This window comes from Streptomyces sp. NPDC104106, assembly GCF_055584345.1.
Genome location: NZ_JBVJMF010000010.1, coordinates 17,113 through 37,532 on the forward strand (window position 1 = coordinate 17,113; position 20,420 = coordinate 37,532).

15 protein-coding genes and 1 pseudogene are annotated in these 20,420 nt (G+C 70.8%); 4 read left to right on the forward strand and 12 right to left on the reverse strand.

What is annotated here, in order from left to right; all coding sequences use genetic code 11:
* Nucleotides 1-12: 12 nt before the first annotated feature.
* The 3 genes from alaS to ACZ60X_RS23455 are packed head-to-tail and all read right to left on the reverse strand — an operon-like array spanning nt 13 to nt 3,510.
* Nucleotides 13-2,685 (reverse strand): alanine--tRNA ligase, encoded by a 2,673-nt coding sequence (gene alaS / locus ACZ60X_RS23445; RefSeq protein WP_469601669.1) that lies wholly within the window; start codon nt 2,683-2,685, stop codon nt 13-15.
* Nucleotides 2,685-3,059 (reverse strand): hypothetical protein, encoded by a 375-nt coding sequence (locus ACZ60X_RS23450; RefSeq protein ID WP_469601671.1) that lies wholly within the window; start codon nt 3,057-3,059, stop codon nt 2,685-2,687. Before ACZ60X_RS23450 ends, alaS begins: the two co-directional genes overlap by 1 nt.
* 16 nt (nt 3,060-3,075) lie before the next feature.
* On the reverse strand, nt 3,076-3,510 hold the full coding sequence (locus tag ACZ60X_RS23455; protein ID WP_209438828.1) for a DUF948 domain-containing protein: 435 nt from the start codon (nt 3,508-3,510) through the stop codon (nt 3,076-3,078).
* Nucleotides 3,511-3,663: 153 nt separating this feature from the next.
* Between ACZ60X_RS23455 and ACZ60X_RS23460 the strand changes: the two genes are divergently transcribed.
* Nucleotides 3,664-5,844, forward strand: a complete 2,181-nt coding sequence (locus ACZ60X_RS23460; protein ID WP_469601674.1) for an ATP-binding protein — start codon at nt 3,664-3,666, stop codon at nt 5,842-5,844.
* Between the two features lie 106 nt (nt 5,845-5,950).
* Here the strand turns inward: ACZ60X_RS23460 and rpsD are convergent, their stop codons facing one another.
* The 3 genes from rpsD to ACZ60X_RS23475 form a co-directional block, all read right to left on the reverse strand.
* Nucleotides 5,951-6,565 (reverse strand): 30S ribosomal protein S4, encoded by a 615-nt coding sequence (gene rpsD / locus ACZ60X_RS23465; protein ID WP_018570215.1) that lies wholly within the window; start codon nt 6,563-6,565, stop codon nt 5,951-5,953.
* Nucleotides 6,566-6,871: 306 nt separating this feature from the next.
* Nucleotides 6,872-8,227, reverse strand: coding sequence for a replication-associated recombination protein A (locus tag ACZ60X_RS23470; RefSeq protein ID WP_469601678.1), 1,356 nt, complete (start codon nt 8,225-8,227; stop codon nt 6,872-6,874).
* A gap of 47 nt (nt 8,228-8,274) precedes the next feature.
* Nucleotides 8,275-8,931, reverse strand: coding sequence for a vitamin K epoxide reductase family protein (locus ACZ60X_RS23475; protein ID WP_469601681.1), 657 nt, complete (start codon nt 8,929-8,931; stop codon nt 8,275-8,277).
* Nucleotides 8,932-9,078: 147 nt separating this feature from the next.
* Between ACZ60X_RS23475 and ACZ60X_RS23480 the strand changes: the two are divergent.
* Nucleotides 9,079-9,598: pseudogene (locus ACZ60X_RS23480) on the forward strand (ATP-binding cassette domain-containing protein); the annotation flags it as partial.
* A gap of 105 nt (nt 9,599-9,703) precedes the next feature.
* Here the strand turns inward: ACZ60X_RS23480 and hisS are convergent.
* Together hisS and ACZ60X_RS23490 are read right to left on the reverse strand one after the other, a co-directional pair.
* Nucleotides 9,704-10,966 carry a histidine--tRNA ligase gene (hisS, locus tag ACZ60X_RS23485; protein ID WP_469601683.1) on the reverse strand — a complete coding sequence of 421 codons (1,263 nt, stop codon included), beginning with the start codon at nt 10,964-10,966 and terminating at the stop codon, nt 9,704-9,706.
* Between the two features lie 14 nt (nt 10,967-10,980).
* Nucleotides 10,981-11,694 carry an MBL fold metallo-hydrolase gene (locus ACZ60X_RS23490; RefSeq protein WP_469601686.1) on the reverse strand — a complete coding sequence of 238 codons (714 nt, stop codon included), beginning with the start codon at nt 11,692-11,694 and terminating at the stop codon, nt 10,981-10,983.
* A 170-nt stretch (nt 11,695-11,864) separates the two neighbouring features.
* On the opposite strand from ACZ60X_RS23490, the gene ACZ60X_RS23495 reads away from it, so the two are divergent.
* The gene (locus ACZ60X_RS23495) at nt 11,865-12,689 is read left to right on the forward strand and encodes a peptidylprolyl isomerase (RefSeq protein ID WP_469601689.1); all 825 of its coding nucleotides are present in this window, start codon (nt 11,865-11,867) and stop codon (nt 12,687-12,689) included.
* A 154-nt stretch (nt 12,690-12,843) separates the two neighbouring features.
* Nucleotides 12,844-14,073 (forward strand): DUF349 domain-containing protein, encoded by a 1,230-nt coding sequence (locus ACZ60X_RS23500; RefSeq protein WP_469601692.1) that lies wholly within the window; start codon nt 12,844-12,846, stop codon nt 14,071-14,073.
* A gap of 63 nt (nt 14,074-14,136) precedes the next feature.
* Here ACZ60X_RS23500 and ACZ60X_RS23505 read toward each other — a convergent pair whose 3' ends face one another.
* The 4 genes from ACZ60X_RS23505 to secD form a co-directional block, all read right to left on the reverse strand.
* Complete coding sequence (locus ACZ60X_RS23505) at nt 14,137-16,683, reverse strand: RelA/SpoT family protein (RefSeq protein ID WP_469601694.1); 2,547 nt, start codon at nt 16,681-16,683, stop codon at nt 14,137-14,139.
* Between the two features lie 271 nt (nt 16,684-16,954).
* Nucleotides 16,955-17,494: an adenine phosphoribosyltransferase gene (locus ACZ60X_RS23510; protein WP_469601696.1), complete on the reverse strand. Its 540-nt coding sequence runs from the start codon at nt 17,492-17,494 to the stop codon at nt 16,955-16,957.
* Nucleotides 17,491-18,600: a protein translocase subunit SecF gene (gene secF / locus ACZ60X_RS23515; RefSeq protein WP_469601698.1), complete on the reverse strand. Its 1,110-nt coding sequence runs from the start codon at nt 18,598-18,600 to the stop codon at nt 17,491-17,493. Before secF ends, ACZ60X_RS23510 begins: the two co-directional genes overlap by 4 nt.
* A 3-nt stretch (nt 18,601-18,603) precedes the next feature.
* The gene (gene secD / locus ACZ60X_RS23520) at nt 18,604-20,400 is read right to left on the reverse strand and encodes a protein translocase subunit SecD (protein WP_469601700.1); all 1,797 of its coding nucleotides are present in this window, start codon (nt 20,398-20,400) and stop codon (nt 18,604-18,606) included.
* Nucleotides 20,401-20,420 lie beyond the last annotated feature (20 nt).

The window sequence follows — 20,420 nt, forward strand, 5'->3', positions numbered from 1 at the left end:
TCGGTTTCGCCGTCACTTGGCGGTGTCGGCGACGAGACGCTCGACGGCCTCGACGGCCTCGCCGACGGCGGCCGGGTTCTGACCGCCGCCCTGGGCGACGTCCGGCTTGCCACCACCGCCGCCGCCGAGGGTCTTGGCGGCGGTGCGGACCAGGTCACCGGCCTTGAGGCCGCGCTCGCGGGCGGCCTCGTTGGTGGCGATCACCGTGAGCGGCTTGCCGTTGTTGACCGTGAAGAGGGCCACGACCGCGGCCCGTCCGCCCTGGATGCGGCCACGCACGTCGAGGACCAGCTTGCGCAGGTCGTCCGGCGTGGTGCCGTCCGGGACCTGACCGGTGACGACGGCCACACCGCGCACGTCCTTGGCGGACTCGGCGAGACCGGCGGCGGCCTGCAGCACCTTCTCGGCGCGGAACTTCTCGATCTCCTTCTCGGCGTCCTTCAGCTTGCCGAGCATCGAGGAGACCTTCTCCGGCAGCTCCTCCGGGCGGCCCTTGAGCAGCTCGGTCAGCTGGTTGACGACCGTGTGCTCCCGGGCCAGGAAGTGGTAGGCGTCCACGCCGACCAGGGCCTCGATACGGCGCACGCCCGAGCCGATGGAGGACTCGCCGAGCAGCTTCACCAGGCCCAGCTGGGCGGTGTTGTGCACGTGGGTGCCGCCGCACAGCTCCTTGGAGAAGTCGCCGATGGTCACGACGCGGACCCGCTCGCCGTACTTCTCGCCGAACTCGGCGATGGCGCCCTGCTTCTTGGCGTCGTCGATGCCCATGACCTCGGCGCGCACCTCGAGATCGCGGGCGAGCACCTCGTTGATCTTCTGCTCGACGTCGGACATCACGGCCGTGGGCACGGCGGACGGGGAGCCGAAGTCGAAGCGGAAACGGCCGGGCTGGTTCTCGGAACCGGCCTGGGCGGCCGTCGGACCGAGGGCGTCGCGCAGGGCCTGGTGGGTCAGGTGCGTGGCCGAGTGGGCGCGGGCGATGGCCTTGCGGCGGCGGGCGTCGATCGAGGCGTGGGCCTTGTCGCCGATGGTCACCTCGCCGACCTGGACGACGCCCTTGTGGACGTACACCCCAGGGACCGGCTTCTGGCAGTCGCGGACCTCGATGACGGCACCGGAGTCGACCTTGATCCGGCCGGTGTCGCCGATCTGGCCGCCGCCCTCGGCGTAGAACGGGGTACGGTCGAGGACGATCTCGACCTCGTCGCCCTCGGTGGCGGCCGGCGAGGAGATGCCGTCGACCAGGATGCCGACGATCGTGGACTCGCCCTCGGTGGAGGTGTACCCGATGAAGTCGGTCTCGCCGGCGTTGTCGGCGATCTCCCGGTAGGCGCCCATGTCGGCGTGCCCGGTCTTCTTGGCCTGGGCGTCGGCCTTGGCGCGCTCCCGCTGCTCCTTCATCAGGCGGCGGAAGCCTTCCTCGTCCACGGAAAGGCCCTGTTCGGCGGCCATTTCGAGGGTGAGGTCGATCGGGAAGCCCCAGGTGTCGTGGAGCAGGAAGGCCTTCTCACCGGAGAGGACCACGCCGCCGGACTGCTTGGTCTCGGTGACGGCGGTGTCGAGGATGTTGGTGCCGGCCTTCAGCGTCTTGAGGAAGGCGTTCTCCTCGGCGAGGGCGACCTTCTCGATGCGCTCGCGGTCGGTGATCAGCTCGGGGTACTGCCGGCCCATCATGCCGATCACGGTGTCGATCAGGTCCTTGACGACCGGACCGGTGGCGCCGAGCAGGCGCATGTTGCGGATGGCGCGGCGCATGATGCGGCGCAGGACGTAGCCGCGGCCCTCGTTGCCGGGGGTGACGCCGTCGCCGATGAGCATCACGGACGTGCGCATGTGGTCGGTGACCACGCGCAGGGAGACGTCCGAGTCGTGGGCGTCGCCGTAGGCCACGCCGGTCAGCTCGGTGGCCTTGTCGATGACGGCCATGGAGGTGTCGATCTCGTACATGTTCTGCACGCCCTGCAGAATCATGGCGAGCCGCTCCAGGCCGAGGCCCGTGTCGATGTTCTTGCTCGGCAGTTCCCCGAGGATCTCGAAGTTGTCCTTGCCGATGCCCTCGCCGCGCTCGTACTGCATGAAGACGAGGTTCCAGATCTCCACGTACCGCTCGTCGTTGACGGCGGGGCCGCCCTCGACGCCGAACTCGGGGCCGCGGTCGTAGTTGATCTCGGAGCAGGGGCCGCACGGGCCGGGCACGCCCATGGACCAGTAGTTGTCCTTCATGCCGAGGCGCTGGATGCGCTCCTTCGGCACGCCGACGACCTCGTGCCAGATGCGCTCGGCCTCGTCGTCGTCCTGGTAGACGGTGATCCACAGGCGCTCCGGCTCCAGGCCGTAACCACCCTTGTCCTGGGGCGTGGTGAGCAGCTCCCAGGCGTAGGTGATGGCGCCTTCCTTGAAGTAGTCGCCGAAGGAGAAGTTGCCGCACATCTGGAAGAACGTGCCGTGGCGCGTGGTCTTGCCGACCTCTTCGATGTCGGGTGTGCGCACGCACTTCTGCACGCTGGTGGCGCGCGGGAACGGCGGCTTGACCTCGCCCAGGAAGTAGGGCTTGAAGGGCACCATGCCGGCGGGGACGAGGAGCAGAGTCGGGTCGTCCGCGATGAGCGACGCCGAAGGCACGACGGTGTGCCCGCGCTCCTCGAAGAAGCTCAGCCAGCGGCGGCGGATCTCAGCCGACTCCATCAGTGGTCCTCATTCCGGTTGTACGAGTGCTTCGACTGCGAAGAAATCACGGTTTCGATGTGCTTCGGTGTGCTGCGGTCGGTGCTCCGGTTCGTCTCGATGGCGGCGAACCGGCGGGGTGCGGGGAGTTCGGGGTTCTCGTGGATCCCCAGGGCCTCCTCCAGCTCGGCCTCCCGTGCGGCCATGTTGTCGCGGACGTCGAGCGCGAAGCCCACCGCGCGGTCCTTCAGGCGCTGACCGGTCTCCACGGCCTTGTTCGCCGCGCTGACGGCGAGGCTCTCGGGGGTCAGCTGCTTCAGCTTGCGGTTGACCTTGGTGGTCGCCCACACACCGGCGGCGACGCCCGTGGTGAACCAGAACGTACGGCGGAACATCGCTCGGTCTCTGTCCTTACTTCCGCTTGCGTCGCGCGGCGGGGACCGTGCGGCCCACGATCACCGTACGCCGGGGCGCCTTCGCGGGCACGTCCTCCTTGCGGCCGCCCAGCGCCCGGCGCACGCCGTAGCCGAAGGCCGCCACCTTCACCAGTGGGCCGCCGAAGGTGGAGGCGACGGTGGTGGACAGCGCGGAGGCGTTCGACGTGACCTCCTGGACGTCCGAGGCGATCGCGTCGACGCGGTCGATCTGGGTCTGCGCGGAGCGCACCGCCTGGGAGGCGTCGGCGAGCAGCGGGACGGCCTGGTCGGTCACGTCCGCCACGAGCTTGGTGGTCGCCTTGAGCGTCTGGGCCAGCCTCGCGAGAGCCACCGCGAGGAAGGAGACCAGGATCGCCCAGAAGACGGCCACCAGGATCCCGGCCACCTCTCCACCGGACACTGTGCGCACCCGCTCCCTGAAACGTGCCTGAGCATCGAAAAAGTCGTGTGCCGAGCCTATCGCGCCGTGGCCGGGGCTCCGTACCGGATTACCCGGCGGCGGGGACGGAGTTGCGGGAAGCGATTGTACGCACTGAACACACTTCAGTACGCTCCGTGTCCCATGCGACGTCCTCAGCGCCCGGTCCCTTTCCCGCACGGCGATCCGCCCCTGGAACTGACGTCCTTCGTCGGGCGCTCGGCCGAGCTGGCCGCGCTCGCGGCGGCGCTCGGCGAGGCGCGGCTGGTGACCGTGACCGGGCTCGGCGGGGTCGGGAAGTCCCGGCTCGCCGCGCGGGCCGCCGCGAGGTGGGGGCCCGGGTCCGCGCGGGTGGAGCTGGCGGCGGTGCGCGATCCGAAGATCGTGGAGTACGCGGTGGTGGAGGCGCTCGGCCTGACCGACCACACCACCCGGCTGCCGCGGGAGACGCTGCTGGAGCAACTCGCGGGCCGCCCGGTGCTGCTGGTGCTGGACGGGTTCGAGCACCTCGTCGAGGCCTGTGCCGAACTGACGGCGGAGCTGCTGCGCCGGCTGCCGGAGCTGAGCGTGCTGGCGGTGGGCCGGCGCCCGCTGGGGCTGGCGGGCGAGCGGCTCTTCCCGCTGGCGCCGCTCGGCGAGGACGACGCGGTGGCGCTGTTCACCGACCGGGCGCGGGAGCAGGGGCTGGCGGTGTCCGACGGGCCCGACGTGCGCGAGCTGTGCCGCCGGCTGGAGGGGATCCCGCTCGCCCTGGAGCTGGCCGCCGGGCGGACGCGGGCGCTGTCCCCGGCGCAGCTGGTGCGACGGCTGGACGACCGGTTCCGGCTGCTGGTCGCGGGCGCCCGGGGCGACGCCGCGCGCCCGGTGCCCGGCGGGCCGCCCGCCCGGCACCAGACGCTGCGCACGGCGATCGGCTGGAGCCACGAGCTGTGCACGCCGGCCGAACGGCTGCTGTGGGCGCGGCTGTCGGTGTTCGCGCAGACCTTCGACCTGGAGGCGGCCGAGTACGTGTGCAGCGGGGACGGACTGCCCGCCGAGGAGGTCCTCGACGTGCTCGCGGAGCTGCTGGCCCAGTCCGTCGTCACCCGCGAGGACACCCCGGCCGGCCCGCGCTACCGGATGCTGGACACCGTGCGTGCCTACGGCGCCGACTGGTTGGAGGCGGCCGGGGACGCGGGCCGGCTGCGCAGGCGGCACCGGGACTGGTACCTGGGCCTGGCGACCTGGTGCGAGCTGGACTGGTTCTCGCCCCGCCAGCACGAGATCGCCGAGCGGGTCGAGGCCGAGCTGCCGAACCTGCGGGCCGCGCTGGAGTTCTCGCTGGCCGAACAGGAGGAGGCGCACCTCGGACAGTGCCTGGCCGGGTCGCTGTGGTTCTGCTGGGTCGGCTGCGGGCGGCTCGCGGAGGGGCGGCGCTGGCTGGAGCGCAGCGTGGAGCTGGAGACGGAGTACGAGCAGTCCCGGCTGAAGGCGCTGTGGGTGCTCGGCTACGTGGCGATCCTGCAGGGTGACACCGTGCCGGCGCTGGCGGCGCTGCGCGAGTGCCGGGAGCAGGCGGAGCGTGCGGCGGACGCGACGGCGGTGGCGTACGCCGAGCACCGCACCGGTTGTCTCGCCCTGGTCAGCGACGACATGGCGCGCGCAGAAACGCTGCTGCGCTCGGCGCTGGAGCGCTACCAGGAGATCGGCGAGCTGAACAGCAATGTCCTGATGGGTCAGGTCGAGCTGGCGATGACCCGGGCCTTCCAGGGAGACCTGCCGGACGCGGTGCGTCTGTGCGAGGACGCGTGGCAGGTGTGCGAGGACCACGGGGAGCGCTGGGCGCGGTCGTACGCGCTGTACGTGCTGGCGTACGCGGCCTGGCAGGACGGCGCGTACGCCCGCGCGCGGGAGCTGCTGTCGGACTGCCTCGGCCATGCGCACGCCTTTCGCGATCTGCTCGCGGAGGTGCTGTCCCTGGAACTGCTGGCGCTGGTCACGGCGGCCGAGGGCGACGCGGCGGAGGCTGCGCTGCTCCAGGGCGCGGCGGCGCGGCTGTGGCCGTCGGTGGGGCTGCCGCTGTTCGGCTCGGCCTACTACAACGCCCCGCACGAGCGCTGCGAGGCGCTGGCCCGGCAGACGCTCGGGGACGCGCGGTACGAGCAGCGCGTGCGGGAAGGGCGCCGGCTGGAGCGCGCGCAGGCCGTGGCCCGGGCACTGGGGCCTGCGCGGTCACGGCCGCTGGACAGGCTGCCGGCTCCGCGGGGGCCGGTGGCGCAGGACGGCGGCGGCGAAGACGGCAGGACCGGGAACCGCGCGGAGGCCGCCGACTCCACGCGTAGCTGACGCGCCCCGGGGGAACGCCGGGGCGCACACGCGAACCCGCCGCCTCGCCCGCCCGGCTGGACCGGGTGGGGAGACGGCGGGCTGAGGTGGTACGCCGGGGCTGGGGTCAGCGGGCGTAGTACTCGACGACGAGCTGCTCGTCGCAGATCACCGGGATCTCCTTGCGGTTCGGCTCGCGGTCCAGGCGGAACGCCAGGGCCTTGAGGTTCACCTGGAGGTAGCGCGGGGTCTCGCCCTCGGGGGCGAAGCCACCCTCACGGGCGATCGTGAAGAGCGTCTTCTCCTTGGAGCGGTCGCGGACCTGCACGACGTCGTCCGGACGGACACGGAAGGACGGCTTGTCGACCTTCTGACCGTTGACCTGGATGTGGCCGTGGACGACCATCTGACGGGCCTGGTAGATGGTGCGGGCGATGCCCGAACGCAGGACCAGGGCGTCGAGGCGGCGCTCCAGCTCGATGATCAGGGCCTCACCGGTCTTGCCCTGGACCTTGGAGGCACGCTCGTAGGCGCGGACGAGCTGGCGCTCGGACACGTCGTACTGCGCGCGCAGACGCTGCTTCTCCAGCAGACGGACCTTGTAGTCCGAGTTCTGCTTGCGGCCGCGGCCGTGCTCACCCGGCGGGTAGGGGCGGGCCTCGAAGTACTTGACGGCCTTCGGGGTCAGCGCGATGCCGAGGGCACGCGACTTCTTGACCTTGGGGCGGGACTGGTTCGCCACTGTCTTTCGTCTCTTTCGTAGTGTTCGGCTCGTCAGGGTTGAGGGAGGTCGCATCCGCAGCCGGGAAAACCCGCCGGACCCCGGGGGGACCTGCCGGGCAGCCGCTTCCCTGGTCTGGGCACATACGTGCAGCACGCGAGTGGCCCACCGACCCGTCCCGGGAATCCGAGGGGTGGTGGGCTGCCCGCGACACCGATCGACGGTGCGCGACGCTCCTGGAGCCGGTCCGCGCGGGACCGGGTCTCCGGCTGGCTGTCCCGCTCTGACAGCGCGGGACTCAGCACTTCGGGGCAGTCTACAGGGTGCTCAGGAGCGCTTGCGACCGAGGTGCTTCCTGGTCCACTCGACCGCGTCGGCGTAGCGGGCCTCGGCGCCGTGCCGGCTCGGGGTGTAGTACTCGCGGTCCTTCAGCGCGTCCGGCGCGTACTGCTGCTCGGCGATGCCCTCGGGCAGGTCGTGGGGGTACACGTAGCCCTGGGCGTGGCCGAGCTTGGCCGCGCCCTTGTAGTGCCCGTCGCGCAGATGCGGCGGGACCGGGCCGGCCAGGCCCCCCCGGACGTCCTCCAGAGCGGCGCCGATCGCGGTGGTCGCCGCGTTCGACTTGGGGGCGAGGGCGAGGGCGATGGTGGCGTGGCTGAGGGTGAGGGCCGCCTCGGGGAAGCCGATCATGGCGACGGCCTGGGCGGCGGCGACCGCGATCGGCAGGGCGTTGGGGTCGGCCAGGCCGATGTCCTCGCTCGCGGAGATCATCAGGCGGCGGGCGATGAAGCGGGGGTCCTCGCCGGCCTCGATCATGCGGGCCAGGTAGTGCAGGGCGGCGTCGACGTCCGAGCCCCGGATGGACTTGATCAGGGCGCTGGCGACGTCGTAGTGCTGGTCGCCGTCGCGGTCGTACTTCACGGCGGCCCGGTCGACCGTCTGCTCCAGGGTCTGGAGGCTGATCTCGCGCTCGCCCTTGTCCAGCGCGGCGCCGGCGGCGGCCTCCAGGGCGGTCAGGGCACGGCGGGCGTCGCCGCCGGCGATGCGCAGCAGGTGCTCCGCGGTGTCGTCGGGCAGGCCGACGGCGTCCTTCAGGCCGCGCTCGTCGCTCAGGGCGCGCTGCAGCAGGCCCCGGATGTCGTGGTCCGTGAGCGGTTCGAGGGTGAGCAGGAGGGAGCGGGAGAGCAGGGGGGAGATCACCGAGAAGTACGGGTTCTCCGTCGTGGCCGCGATCAGCGTCACCCAGCGGTTCTCGACGGCGGGGAGCAGAGAGTCCTGCTGGGCCTTGCTGAAGCGGTGGATCTCGTCCAGGAAGAGGACGGTTTCCTTGCCGAAGCCGCCGGTGGCGCGGCGGGCGCCGTCGATGACCGCGCGGACCTCCTTGACGCCCGCGGTGATGGCGGACAGCTCCACGAACCGCTTGTTCGTCGCCTTGGAGACGACGTAGGCGAGCGTCGTCTTGCCGGTACCGGGCGGGCCCCAGAGGATCACCGAGGAGGGTCCGGCGGGGCCGCCGGAGCCCTCGCCGACCAGCCGGCGCAAGGGTGAGCCGGGCTTCAGCAGATGCTGCTGGCCCACGACCTCGTCGAGGGTGCGCGGGCGCATGCGCACTGCCAAGGGGCTGCCTGCCGGGTCCTTCTCCTGGCGTTCGTCTGCTGCGGCGGTGAAGAGGTCGGGTTCCACGCTGAAACCCTAAGACACCGCACTGACAACGCGGCCCCGTGCGTGGGTCAGGCCCAGAGCTGGCTGCCCCAGCGGGTGAGGATCAGCATCGCGATGACGCCGCAGTGGGTGACCGGGATGACCCAGGTGAACTCGGCGAGGAACCGCTTCAGCCAGCCCGGCGCCGGCAGGAAGCCGCTGCGGACGTTGGCCGAGGTCACGTACCAGAACATGGTGATCGTGGCGACCCAGGCCAGCGAGCACCACAGGCACAGGGCGTTGATCCGGTACAGGGACTGGAACTGCAGCCAGGTGACGAAGCAGACACCGAAGAGCGTGCCGAAGTTGAAGGTGAGCCAGTACCAGCGCGGGAAGCGGGCGCGGACCAGCAGGCTCATGCCGACACAGACGACGATGCCGTAGCAGACCAGGCCGAGCCAGGGGTTCGGGAAGCCGAAGGCCGCCGCCTGCTTGCTCTCCATGACGCTGCCGCAGGACACGATCGGGTTGACGCTGCAGCCCGGTGTGAACGTCTTCCCCGCGATCTTCGCTTCGAGGATCTTGTTCTTGTCGAGCGTGATGACCCAGGACGCCAGCAGTCCGGCCGCGCCGGTGATCATCAGCATGAGAGCGAAGGCGCGGCTGCCGCCCACCACGCGCGGGGCGTCGGCGGCACGCTCGGGACCGGGCTCCGTGGAGACGTCTTTCACTGTCGTCTTGCTCATCTCACGCCGATTCCGTCACTTGAGAATTGGACCATCTTCGGGCACGGGCCATTGTGCCGCACGCGCGCGTGTGTGCACCGTTCGATGGACATAAAGAGGCAGGCACGTTGGTCACGGACCGTTCCGTTCCGGCCGAGGCTCGGGGGCATGACAGCACACGCGAACGAACGGGCGATGGGCCTCGGGGCTGCGCAAGCGGTACGGGGGGCATGACCGCGCTCGACGGTCTCGATCTCGGCATTCAGCGCGGTGAGGGTGTTCGGCCTGCTCGGACCCGATGGCGCGGGCAAGAGCACCACGGTGGAGATCCGCCAGGGCGACCGGACCCGGGGCGGGGCCGACGTGTCCGTCCTCGGCACGGCCCCGGCGGCAGGTACGCGCGCGTGGCGATCCCGGGGGGAAACGTCTGGCAGGACGAATCGACGCCCGCCGAGTTGACGGTCCGCGAGAGCGTACGCACTTCGCCCGCTACTACCCGCGGCCCCGCGACCCGGGCGAGGTCATCGGCCTCGTCGGCCTGGACGCGAAGGCGGACAGCCGGATCAAGGGCCTGTCCGGTGGCCGGCGGCGGCGCCTGGACGTGGCGCTCGGCGTGATGATCGGCGGCCCGGGAGCTGCCGCTGGTGGCCGACCGCTGCCCGAACGCGGCGACCGGCCGGCAGCCCGCGCGGCGGCGGCCGCACACCGGACAGAGGAGCGCGATGCGGTACGGCTTGCCGGGGCAGTGAGGAGGGCGCCGGGAGGCCCGGCGCCCTGTGCGCGCAATCGCGGACTAGCCGAGGCGGGACCGCAGTTCCGTCAGGACGTCGGTCACCGGGATCGCCGTCTGCTCGCCGGACTCCATGTCCTTGAGCTGGACGACGCCGTCGGCGAGGTCGCGCTCGCCGGCCACCAGGGCGTAGCGGGCGCCACTGCGGTTGGCGTTCTTCATGGCGCCCTTCAGCCCCTTGCCGCCGTACGCGAAGTCCGCCGCGATGCCGGCCTTGCGCAGCTCGGTGACCTTGGCGAACAGCAGGCGGCGGGCCTCGTCGCCGAGCGGGACGGCGTAGACCGACGTGGTGGACGGCAGGTCCAGTTCGACGCCCTCCGCCTCCAGGGCGAGGACCGTGCGGTCGACGCCGAGGGCCCAGCCGACCGAGGGCAGCGCCGGGCCGCCGATCATCTCGGACAGGCCGTCGTAGCGGCCGCCGCCGCCCACCGCGGACTGCGAGCCCAGACCGTCGTGCACGAACTCGAAGGTGGTCCGGGTGTAGTAGTCCAGGCCGCGCACCAGCTTCGGGTCGTCCTCGAAGGCCACGCCCGCCGCGGTCAGCAGCTCGCGGACCTCCTCGTGGTAGGCCTTGCAGCCGTCGCACAGGTAGTCCCGCAGCAGCGGCGCGCCCGTGAGCTGCTTCTGCACCGACTCGCGCTTGTCGTCCAGGACGCGCAGCGGATTGATCTGCGCGCGGCGCATGGTGTCCTCGTCGAGGTCGAGGTCGCGCAGGAAGTCCTGGAGCGCGGCCCGGTACACCGGCCGGCACTCCTTGTCGCCCAGGCTGTTGAGCAGGATGCGGAAGTCGCGCAGGCCCAGCGAGCGGTACGCCTGGTGGGCCAGGATGATCAGCTCGGCGTCGACCGCCGGGTCCTCCACACCGAGCGCCTCCGCGCCGACCTGGGAGAAGTGCCGGTAGCGGCCCTTCTGCGGGCGCTCGTAGCGGTAGTACGAGCCGGAGTACCAGAGCTTGACCGGGAGGTTGCCCGACTTGTGCAGGTTGGCCTCCAGGGCCGCGCGCAGCACGGAGGCCGTGCCCTCGGGGCGCAGGGCGAGCTTGTCGCCGCCCTTGGTCTCGAAGGCGTACATCTCCTTGGTGACGATGTCGGTGGACTCCCCGACACCGCGCGCGAACAGCTCGACGTTCTCGAAGCCGGGCGTCTCGATGTAGCCGTACCCCGAGTCGCGCAGCGGAGCGGCGATCGCCTCGCGCACCGCGAGGTACTTGGCGGAGTCCGGTGGGATCAGGTCGTAGGTGCCCTTGGGGGCCTGGAAGGTACTCACGGAAAGCTCTCTCGTCACATTCCTCGTCGGGGAGCGGCGTCCACGTCCGCTCCCTGGCCGACGGCCACCTGCCGCAGATACGGGTTGGCGGCGCGCTCCTGGCCGATGGTCGTCTGGGGGCCGTGGCCGGACAGCACCACGGTGGAGTCGTCGAGCGGCAGGCACACGCGGGCCAGCGACTCGAGCATGTCCGCCATGGACCCGCCCGGCAGGTCGGTACGTCCGATGGAGCCGGCGAACAGCAGATCCCCGGAGAAGAACACCGCCGGGATGTCGGCGGTCTCGGGCATCCGGAAGGTCACCGACCCCTTGGTATGGCCCGGCGCGTGCGCGACGGAGAACTGCAGGCCGGCCAGGTCGAGGGTGGTGCCGTTCGTCAGCTCCCGGACGTCGTCCGGCTCCCCCACGGTCAGCTCGCCCATGAGCGGCGCGCCGATGGAGCGGCCGAGCGCCTTCTCGGGGTCGCTCATCATGTACCGGTCCTCGGGGTGGATCCACGCGGGCACGTCGTGCGCGCCGCAGACCGGGACGACCGACGCCACGTGGTCGATGTGGCCGTGGGTGAGGACGACGGCGACAGGCTTGAGCCGATGCTTCTTCAGTGCTTCCTCGACGCCTTCGGCGGCCTGGTGGCCGGGGTCGATGATCACGCACTCCTCTCCGGGGGCGGGGGCGACGAGGTAGCAGTTCGTCCCCCAGGCCCCGGCGGGGAACCCGGCAATGAGCACGATCGTCCTTCGGTGTGTCGACGGGGATGGTCACAAGCTGTGGTCCAGAGCCTACCGGCGCTGCCGTTTCCTCAGCGAACCCATATACGGTACGGGGCTACACGCAACGGTCGGCTCACGAGCACGCACGCGTACCGGTCGACACACGACACGCATGAGGAGAGAACCCGGTGGTCAGCCAGGAGCAGCGGCGGCGTCAGCTCGCCCGGGAGAAGTTCTTGCGGCAGCAGCAGCGGCGTACCCAGGCACGGCGCAAGGCCCGCCTGCGCAACTCCGTGATCGCGTCGGTACTGGGCGTGATCGTCATCGGCAGTGTGGCGCTGTACACGACCGATGTGCTGAAGGGCAGCGACGACAAGAAGAAGACGAACGCAGCCGCCGACGTCACGCCGAGCGCGTCGCCGACCAAGGCCGCGGACCCGTGCGCCAAGCCGGCCACGGGCGCGGTGAAGAAGCTGAGCTGGAAGAAGGAGCCGGCGATGACGATCGACACGTCGGCGAACTACACGATGAAGCTGGCGACGACGTGCGGTGACATCGGCATCGCGCTGAAGACGGCGGCGGCCCCGCACACGGTGAACTCGTTCGACTTCCTGGCCGGCCAGGGCTTCTTCGACCACACCAAGTGCCACCGCCTGACCACCAACGGCATCTACGTGCTCCAGTGCGGCGACCCGCAGGGCACCGGCATGGGCGGTCCCGGCTACACGCTCCCGGACGAGAACCTGAAGGACGAGAGCCTGAAGAGCAACACGTACCCGGCGGGCACGGTGGCGATGGCCAACACCGGCCAGAAGCACACCGGCGGCAGCCAGTTCTTCCTCGTCTACAAGGACAGCCCGCTGCCGCCCAGCTACACCCCGTTCGGCACGATCGACGCGGCCGGCATGAAGGTGCTGCAGAAGATCGCCGCGGCGGGCGAGAGCACGGGGCAGGGCGACGGGGCCCCGAACGCCACCGTGGTGATCAACAAGGCGACGGTGTCGAAGTCCTGACGCCGTCGTGAACACCGAGACCGCCAGCTGCGGAATTTCGGTCGCGCTGGATGCGGACAGGCCACCCGCCGGTCGCCTATGTTGGCCGTGACGAAACTGTGGACGATGCCCGGGGTGCGCGACACCCCGGAGGCATCATGTGGATGGAGGCGCTGTGAGCAGCGACCCGTGGGGCCGCGTCGACGAGACGGGGACCGTGTACGTGCGTACGGCCGACGGCGAGCAGGTCGTCGGATCCTGGGCGGCCGGCTCCCCTGAGGAGGCGCTCGCCTACTTCGAACGCAAGTACGAGGGCCTGGTTGTCGAGATCGGCCTCCTTGAGAAGCGAGTGCAGACCACCGACCTGTCGGCGAAGGACGCCCAGGCCGCGATCGACCACCTGCGCGAGCAGGTGGACGCGCACCACGCGGTCGGTGATCTCGACGCGCTGCGGGGGCGGCTGGACAAGCTCGTGGAGACCGTCGAGGCGCGCCGCGAGGAGCGCAAGCAGCAGCGGGCCAAGCAGTCCGACGAGGCCCGCAAGGCCAAGGAGGACCTGGTCACCGAGGCCGAGCGGCTGGCGCAGTCCGACCAGTGGCGGGCCGCCGGTGAGCGGCTGCGGGCGCTGGTGGACACCTGGAAGGGTCTGCCGCGGCTGGACCGCAAGTCCGACGACGAGCTGTGGCATCGCTTCTCGCACGCGCGCTCGGCGTTCTCCAAGCGGCGCAAGGCGCACTTCGCGCAGCTGGACGCGCAGCGCGAGGAGGCCCGCCAGACCAAGGAGCGGCTGGTCGCCGAGGCCGAGGCGCTGTCCGGTTCGACGGACTGGGGTCCGACGGCGGCCCGCTACCGCGAGCTGATGGCGGAGTGGAAGGCCGCGGGCCGCGCCCAGCGCGAGCACGAGGACGACCTGTGGAACCGCTTCCGCGGCGCCCAGGACGTGTTCTTCGCCGCCCGCAGTTCGGTGTTCGCCGAGCGGGACGCGGAGCAGACGGAGAACCTGAAGCTGAAGGAGGAGCTGGCCGAGGAGGCCGAGAAGCTCCTGCCGATCGGCGACCTGAAGGCCACGCGGGCCGCCTTCCGCTCGATCAACGAGCGCTGGGAGGCCATCGGCCACGTCCCGCGCGACGCCCGCCCGAAGGTCGAGGGCCGGATGCACGCGGTGGAGCGGGCGATCCAGGACGCCGAGGAGGCCGAGTGGCGCCGGACGAACCCCGAGGCACGCGCGCGTGCCGAGGGCCTGACCGGCCAGCTCCAGGCCGCCGTTGACAAGCTGACGGCGCAGATCGAGCAGGCGCGCGGTCAGGGCAACAACGCGAAGGCCGAGAAGCTGGAGCGTGAGCTGGAGGGCCGCCAGGCGCTGCTGGACCAGGCTCTGAAGGGCCTGCAGGAGTTCGGCGGCTGACCCCCACCCACCCACATGTGGAAGGGCCCCGTACGCGCGTACGGGGCCCTTCCACATGCCTGCTCACGAACGCGAGCGTCCCGACGTCACGCGGTACACGTCGTAGACGCCCTCGACGCCCCGTACGGCCTTCAGGACGTGGCCGAGGTGCTTGGGGTCGCCCATCTCGAAGGTGAACCGGGAGGTGGCCACGCGGTCGCGGGAGGTCTGGACGGCCGCGGAGAGGATGTTGACGTGCTGGTCGGACAGGACGCGCGTGACGTCCGACAGCAGCCGGGAGCGGTCCAGGGCCTCGACCTGGATGGCCACCAGGAAGACCGAGGACTGGGTGGGCGCCCACTCGACGTCGAGGATGCGCTCCGGCTCACGGGACAGTGACTCGACGTTCACGCAGTCGCTGCGGTGCACCGACACCCCGCTGCCGCGCGTGACGAAGCCGATGATCGGGTCGCCGGGCACCGGCGTACAGCAGCGGGCCAGCTTCACCCAGACGTCCTCGACGCCCTTGACGACGACACCCGGGTCGGCGCTGGAGCGGCGCTTGCGGCCGCGGCTGCGGGAGGGCGGGACCGTCTCGTCGATCTCCTCGGTGGCCGCCTCCTCGCCGCCGAGGGCCTGGACGAGCTTCTGGACGATGTTCTGCGCGGAGACATGGCCCTCGCCGATCGCCGCGTACAGCGCGGAGATGTCCGAGTAGCGCATCTCGTGCGCGAGGGTGACGAGGGAGTCGCCGGTGAGGATGCGCTGGATCGGCAGGTTCTGCTTGCGCATGGCCCGCACGATGGCGTCCTTGCCCTGCTCGATCGCCTCGTCGCGGCGCTCCTTGGAGAACCAGGCCCGGATCTTGTTGCGGGCGCGCGGCGACTTGACGAAACCGAGCCAGTCGCGGGACGGTCCGGCGCCGGGCGCCTTGGAGGTGAAGACCTCCACCAGGTCGCCGTTGTCCAGGGTGGACTCGAGCGGTACGAGCCGGCCGTTGACCCGTGCCCCTATGGTGCGGTGGCCGACCTCCGTGTGGACGGCGTACGCGAAGTCCACGGGGGTGGCACCCGCCGGGAGCGCTATGACGTCGCCCTTCGGGGTGAAGACGAAGACCTCGTTGCGGGACAGGTCGAAGCGCAGGGACTCCAGGAACTCGCCCGGGTCCTCGGTCTCCTTCTGCCAGTCCAGCAGCTGGCGCAGCCACGCCATGTCGTTGATGGCGTCCTTGTCCTTCGCGGACGTCCTGGGCGCGTCGGTGCGGACCTTGGAGGCGCCGGCGACGGCCTCCTGCTTGTACTTCCAGTGCGCGGCGATGCCGTACTCGGCGCGGCGGTGCATGTCGAAGGTGCGGATCTGCAGCTCGACCGGCTTGCCGTTGGGCCCGATGACCGTCGTGTGCAGCGACTGGTACATGTTGAACTTGGGCATCGCGATGTAGTCCTTGAACCGGCCGGGGACCGGGTTCCATCGCGCGTGCACGGTGCCGAGGGCGGCGTAGCAGTCGCGGACGGTGTCCACGAGGACGCGGATGCCCACCAGGTCGTAGATCTCCGCGAAGTCACGGCCGCGCACGATCATCTTCTGGTAGACGCTGTAGTAGTGCTTCGGGCGGCCGGTGACGGTCGCCTTGATGCGGGCGGCGCGCAGGTCGGACTGGACCTCGTCGGTCACTATCGCGAGGTACTCGTCCCGCTTGGGTGCCCGCTCGGCGACGAGCCGCACGATCTCGTCGTACATCTTGGGGTAGAGGATCGCGAAGGCGAGGTCCTCCAGCTCCCACTTGATGGTGTTCATGCCGAGGCGGTGGGCGAGCGGAGCGTAGATCTCCAGGGTCTCGCGCGCCTTCTTCTCCTGCTTCTCGCGCTTGAGATAGCGCATGGTGCGCATGTTGTGCAGGCGGTCGGCGAGCTTGATGACCAGGACGCGCGGGTCCTTGGCCATGGCGACGACCATCTTGCGCACGGTCTCGGCCTGCGCGGCCTCGCCGAACTTGACCTTGTCCAGCTTGGTGACGCCGTCGACGAGCAGCGCGACCACGTCGCCGAAGTCGCGGCGCAGGTCCTCCAGGCCGTACTCGGTGTCCTCGACGGTGTCGTGCAGCAGGCCGGCCATCAGCGTGGCCGGGTCCATGCCCAGCTCGGCGAGGATGGTGGTGACGGCGAGCGGGTGCGTGATGTACGGGTCGCCGCTCTTGCGCTTCTGGCCGCGGTGCCAGCGCTCGGCGACCTGGTAGGCGCGCTCGATCTGGCGCAGCGTGGCGTTCTCGATCTTGGGGTCGTTGCTGCGCACTATCCGCAGCAGGGGCTCCAGGACCGGGTTGTAGGGGTTGGCCCGCTGTACGCCGAGGCGGGCCAGGCGGGCGCGGACGCGGTTGGAGGAGCCGGTGCGCGTGGGCTGGACGGCGGGCTGACGCACCACGGGGGGCTGCGCCGGGCGCGCCGGGTCGACGGTGGGGGCGGGCTTGGGGCGGGAGGCCTCGGCAGCCTTCTCGACGGGCGCGGACTGGGCGTGCTCGATCGGCCCGCGGGTGTCGTTCTTCGCGTCGGACGCGTTCGGCGCGGGCTTGGCCGCGGGCGCCGAGGCGGGCTCGGGCTTGGCGGCGGTCAGTGGCTGGGCCTCGTCTGGCAAGAGGACTCCTCGTGCGCGATCCGGGTCCCCCGGTCAGGCTCCGGAAACCCCATGGTAGCGATCCCGCGGCTGCTCATCGCCTTCAGCCTGCTGTGAGGACCGTCAGCTGGTGAAACACGGGAGGCGTCCGCGGGATTCCGGGAGCTGGAGTCCGGGTGGCCGGGCGGCGTGCGCGAGGTGTCCCGGGGTGGTCGTCGCGACGGCCCGCAGATACGTGACGGCCGCCCCGGCGCGGTGCCGGGGCGGCCGTACGACGACGCGGGCGGGCCGGTCAGACCTGGAGCAGCGCCTCCAGCGGGGCGCCGGCCAGGGCCGGCTCCAGGCGGGCGCGGGCGTCGAGGAAGCCCAGCTCCATGAGGACCGCCAGGCCCGCGACCTGGGCGCCGGCGCGCTGGATCAGGTGGATCGCGGCCTCGGCCGTGCCGCCCGTGGCGAGGACGTCGTCCACGATCAGGACGCGGTCACCGGAGGTCAGGTCCTCGGCGTGGACCTCGATCTCGGCGGAGCCGTACTCCAGGTCGTAGGCCTGGCGCAGGGTGGCGCCGGGCAGCTTGCCGGCCTTGCGCACCGGGACGAAGCCGAGGCCCGCGCGGACGGCGACCGGGGCGCCGAGGATGAAGCCGCGGGCCTCCAGGCCGACGACCTTGGTCGCGCCGGTGTTGGCGGCGATCTCGGCGAGCGCGTCGGTGAGCGCCGTGAACGCGGCCGGGTCCGCGAGGAGCGGGGTGATGTCCTTGAACATCACGCCCGGCTCGGGGTAGTCGGCGACGTCGCGGATACGGCTGAGCAGCAGCTCCTGGATGTCGGTCATCGGCGCTTCCCGGAGGTTCGGCCGCGGCCCCGGTTGCGGGGCGCCGGCTGGTTGCGGGGGCCCACGACGGCGGCGGCGGTGTCGTCGGAGTCGTCGTCACCGGCGGCACGGCCGCCCACGAGGTCCTCCTCGGCGGCGGCCTGGGCGCGCTTGGCCAGGACCCGCTTGGTGAGGGCCTTCATCGCAGGCTCGCGCTCCTTGAGGTCCGCGACGAGCGGCGTGGCGATGAAGATCGAGGAGTAGGCGCCGGCGGCGAGGCCGACGAACAGCGACAGCGAGATGTCGTTCAGCGTGCCGGCGCCGAGGAAGCCGCCGCCGATGAAGAGCAGGCCGGCCACCGGCAGCAGGGCGACGACGGTGGTGTTGATGGAGCGGACCAGCGTGCCGTTGATCGACTGGTTGGCGATGTCGCTGTAGGTGAAGCGGGTCTGCTTGGTGATGTCCTTCGTCTGCTCCTTGAGGCTGTCGAAGACGACGACCGTGTCGTAGAGCGAGTAACCGAGGATGGTCAGCAGACCGATGACCGTGCCGGGGGTGACCTCGAAGCCGACGAGGGCGTAGATGCCGGTCGTGATGGTGATGTCGTGGATCAGCGCGACGAGGGCCGCGACCGCCATGCGCCATTCGAAGGCGATGGCCAGATAGATCACGACGAGCACCATGAAGATCGCCAGGCCTTCCCAGGCCTTGGTGGCGATCTGCTGGCCCCAGCTCGGGCCGACCAGGTCGGCGGCGAGCTTCTCGGGGTTGAGGTTCAGGTCCTTGGCCAGTTCCTGCTTGATCTTGTCGGACTGGCCGGTGTCGATGCCGGCGATCTGGATGCGCAGGCTGCCGTTGCCGAGCTTCTGCACGATCGCCTCGTGGCCGGAGGCGTCCTTGGCGTAGTTCTCCGCCTGGGTCACCGAGGTGCTCATCTTGGTCGGCGTGGTGAACACCGCGCCGCCCTTGAACTCGATGCCCATGTTCAGCCCGCGCACCGCCAGGCCGACGATGGCCGTGATGGTGATCAGGATGGAGACGCCGTACCAGATCTTGCGCTTGCCGACGAAGTCGTACGAGATCTCGCCGCGGTGCAGTCGAGCGCCGAGGTTGCCGAGTTTCGACATCGCTCAGGCCTCCTTCGGGTCGACAGAGCCGGTGGCGGGACCGGCGGGACGGCGGGTGCGGCGCAGCGGCGGCTTGGCGCCCAGGCCCTTGGGGTCGAGGCCGGACCACTTGTGGCCGCTCGCGAAGAACTTACGGCGGGCGAGCAGCGTCATCAGCGGCTTGGTGAACAGGAAGACGACCACCACGTCGAGCACGGTGGTCAGGCCGAGCGTGAACGCGAAGCCCTGGACCTTGCCGACGGTCACGATGAACAGCACGGCGGCGGCGAGGAACGACACGAAGTCGGAGACGAGGATGGTGCGCCGGGCGCGCGGCCAGGCCCGCTCGACGGCGGGGCGCAGCGAGCGGCCCTCGCGGATCTCGTCCCGGATGCGTTCGAAGTAGACGATGAACGAGTCGGCGGTGATACCGATGGCGACGATGGCGCCGCAGACGGCCGGCAGGTTCAGCGCGAAGCCGATGGCCGGGCCCAGCAGCGACATGATCACGTAGGTGAGGATCGCGGAGACCAGCAGCGAGGCCATCGCGACGAGCGACAGACCCCGGTAGTAGACCACCAGGTAGAGCACGACCAGCGCGAGGCCGATGGCGCCGGCGAGCAGACCGGCGTGCAGCTGCTCACCACCGAGCGCGGCGGTGACCGTCGTGACCGACTGCTCCTGGAAGGACAGCGGCAGGGCGCCGTACGACAGCATGTTCGCGAGGCTCTGGGCGTCCTGCTGGGTGAAGCTGCCGGAGATCTCCGCCTGGCCGCCGGTGATGGCCTGGCTCACGTACGGGCTGGAGACGACCTCACCGTCGAGGACGATGCCGAACTCGTTCTGCGGCTGCTGGTTCTTGGCCAGCTGGCCGGTGATGTTCGCGAACTTCTTGGCGCCGCTGGAGCTGAAGGTCATCTGGACCTGCCAGCCGGAGGCGCCCTGGGTGTCGAAGACGGCCTGCGCCTTCTTCACCTCGGTGCCGTCGACGGCGGCCGGGCCGAGCACGTACTTGTACCAGGCGCCGCGGATCTGCCCGCAGGCCACGGTGGACTCGCCGGGCTTGGCGGCCCCGCCGACCTTGGCCCGCTGGCCGGGCTTGGTGCAGTCCAGGGCGGCGTACTGGGCCTGGAGCCTGGCGGCGTCCGAGGCGGCGCCGGAGGCGGAGGCCGAGGGAGTGGCCTTCGGCGTGGGGCTGCCGGAGGCGGAGGTGCTCGGCGAGGGAGTGGAGCCGGCCTTCAGCGCGTCGGTGACGGCACGGCCCTGGGAGGTCGCCGAGGACGAGGGGGAGGCGGAGGAGGAGCCGGAGGAGGCCTTCGCCTTGGAGGAAGCGCTCGCGGAGGGGCTGGCGCCGGCGCCCGGCTTCTTCGAGGCGCCGCTGGACGAGGCGCTCGGCGACGGGCTCGGCGTGGCGGTGCCGCTGGGCTCGCTGGCGAGGACCGGGCGGAAGTACAGCTTGGCGGTCGTACCGACCTGCGCTTGCGCTTCCTTCGAGTTGGTGCCCTTGGGGATGTTGACGATGATGTTGTCGGTCCCCTGGGTCTGCACCTCCGCCTCGGAGACGCCGAGGCCGTTGACACGGCGGTTCATGATGTCGACCGCGGTGTCCATGTTGGCCTTGTTGATCGCGGACCCCTGGTCGGCCTTCGCCTTGAGCGTGATGCTCGTGCCACCGGCGAGGTCGATGCCGAGACGCGGAGTGGTGTTCCCGGACAGGAACATGCCTCCGGTGAGCGCCACGATGGCGATCAGGATGAGGGCCAGCGAGCGCCCTGGCTTGCTCTGGGCGCTCGCGCTCCGGCCCCTCTTAGGTGCTGCCACCTTCTCGTACTCCCTCTCGG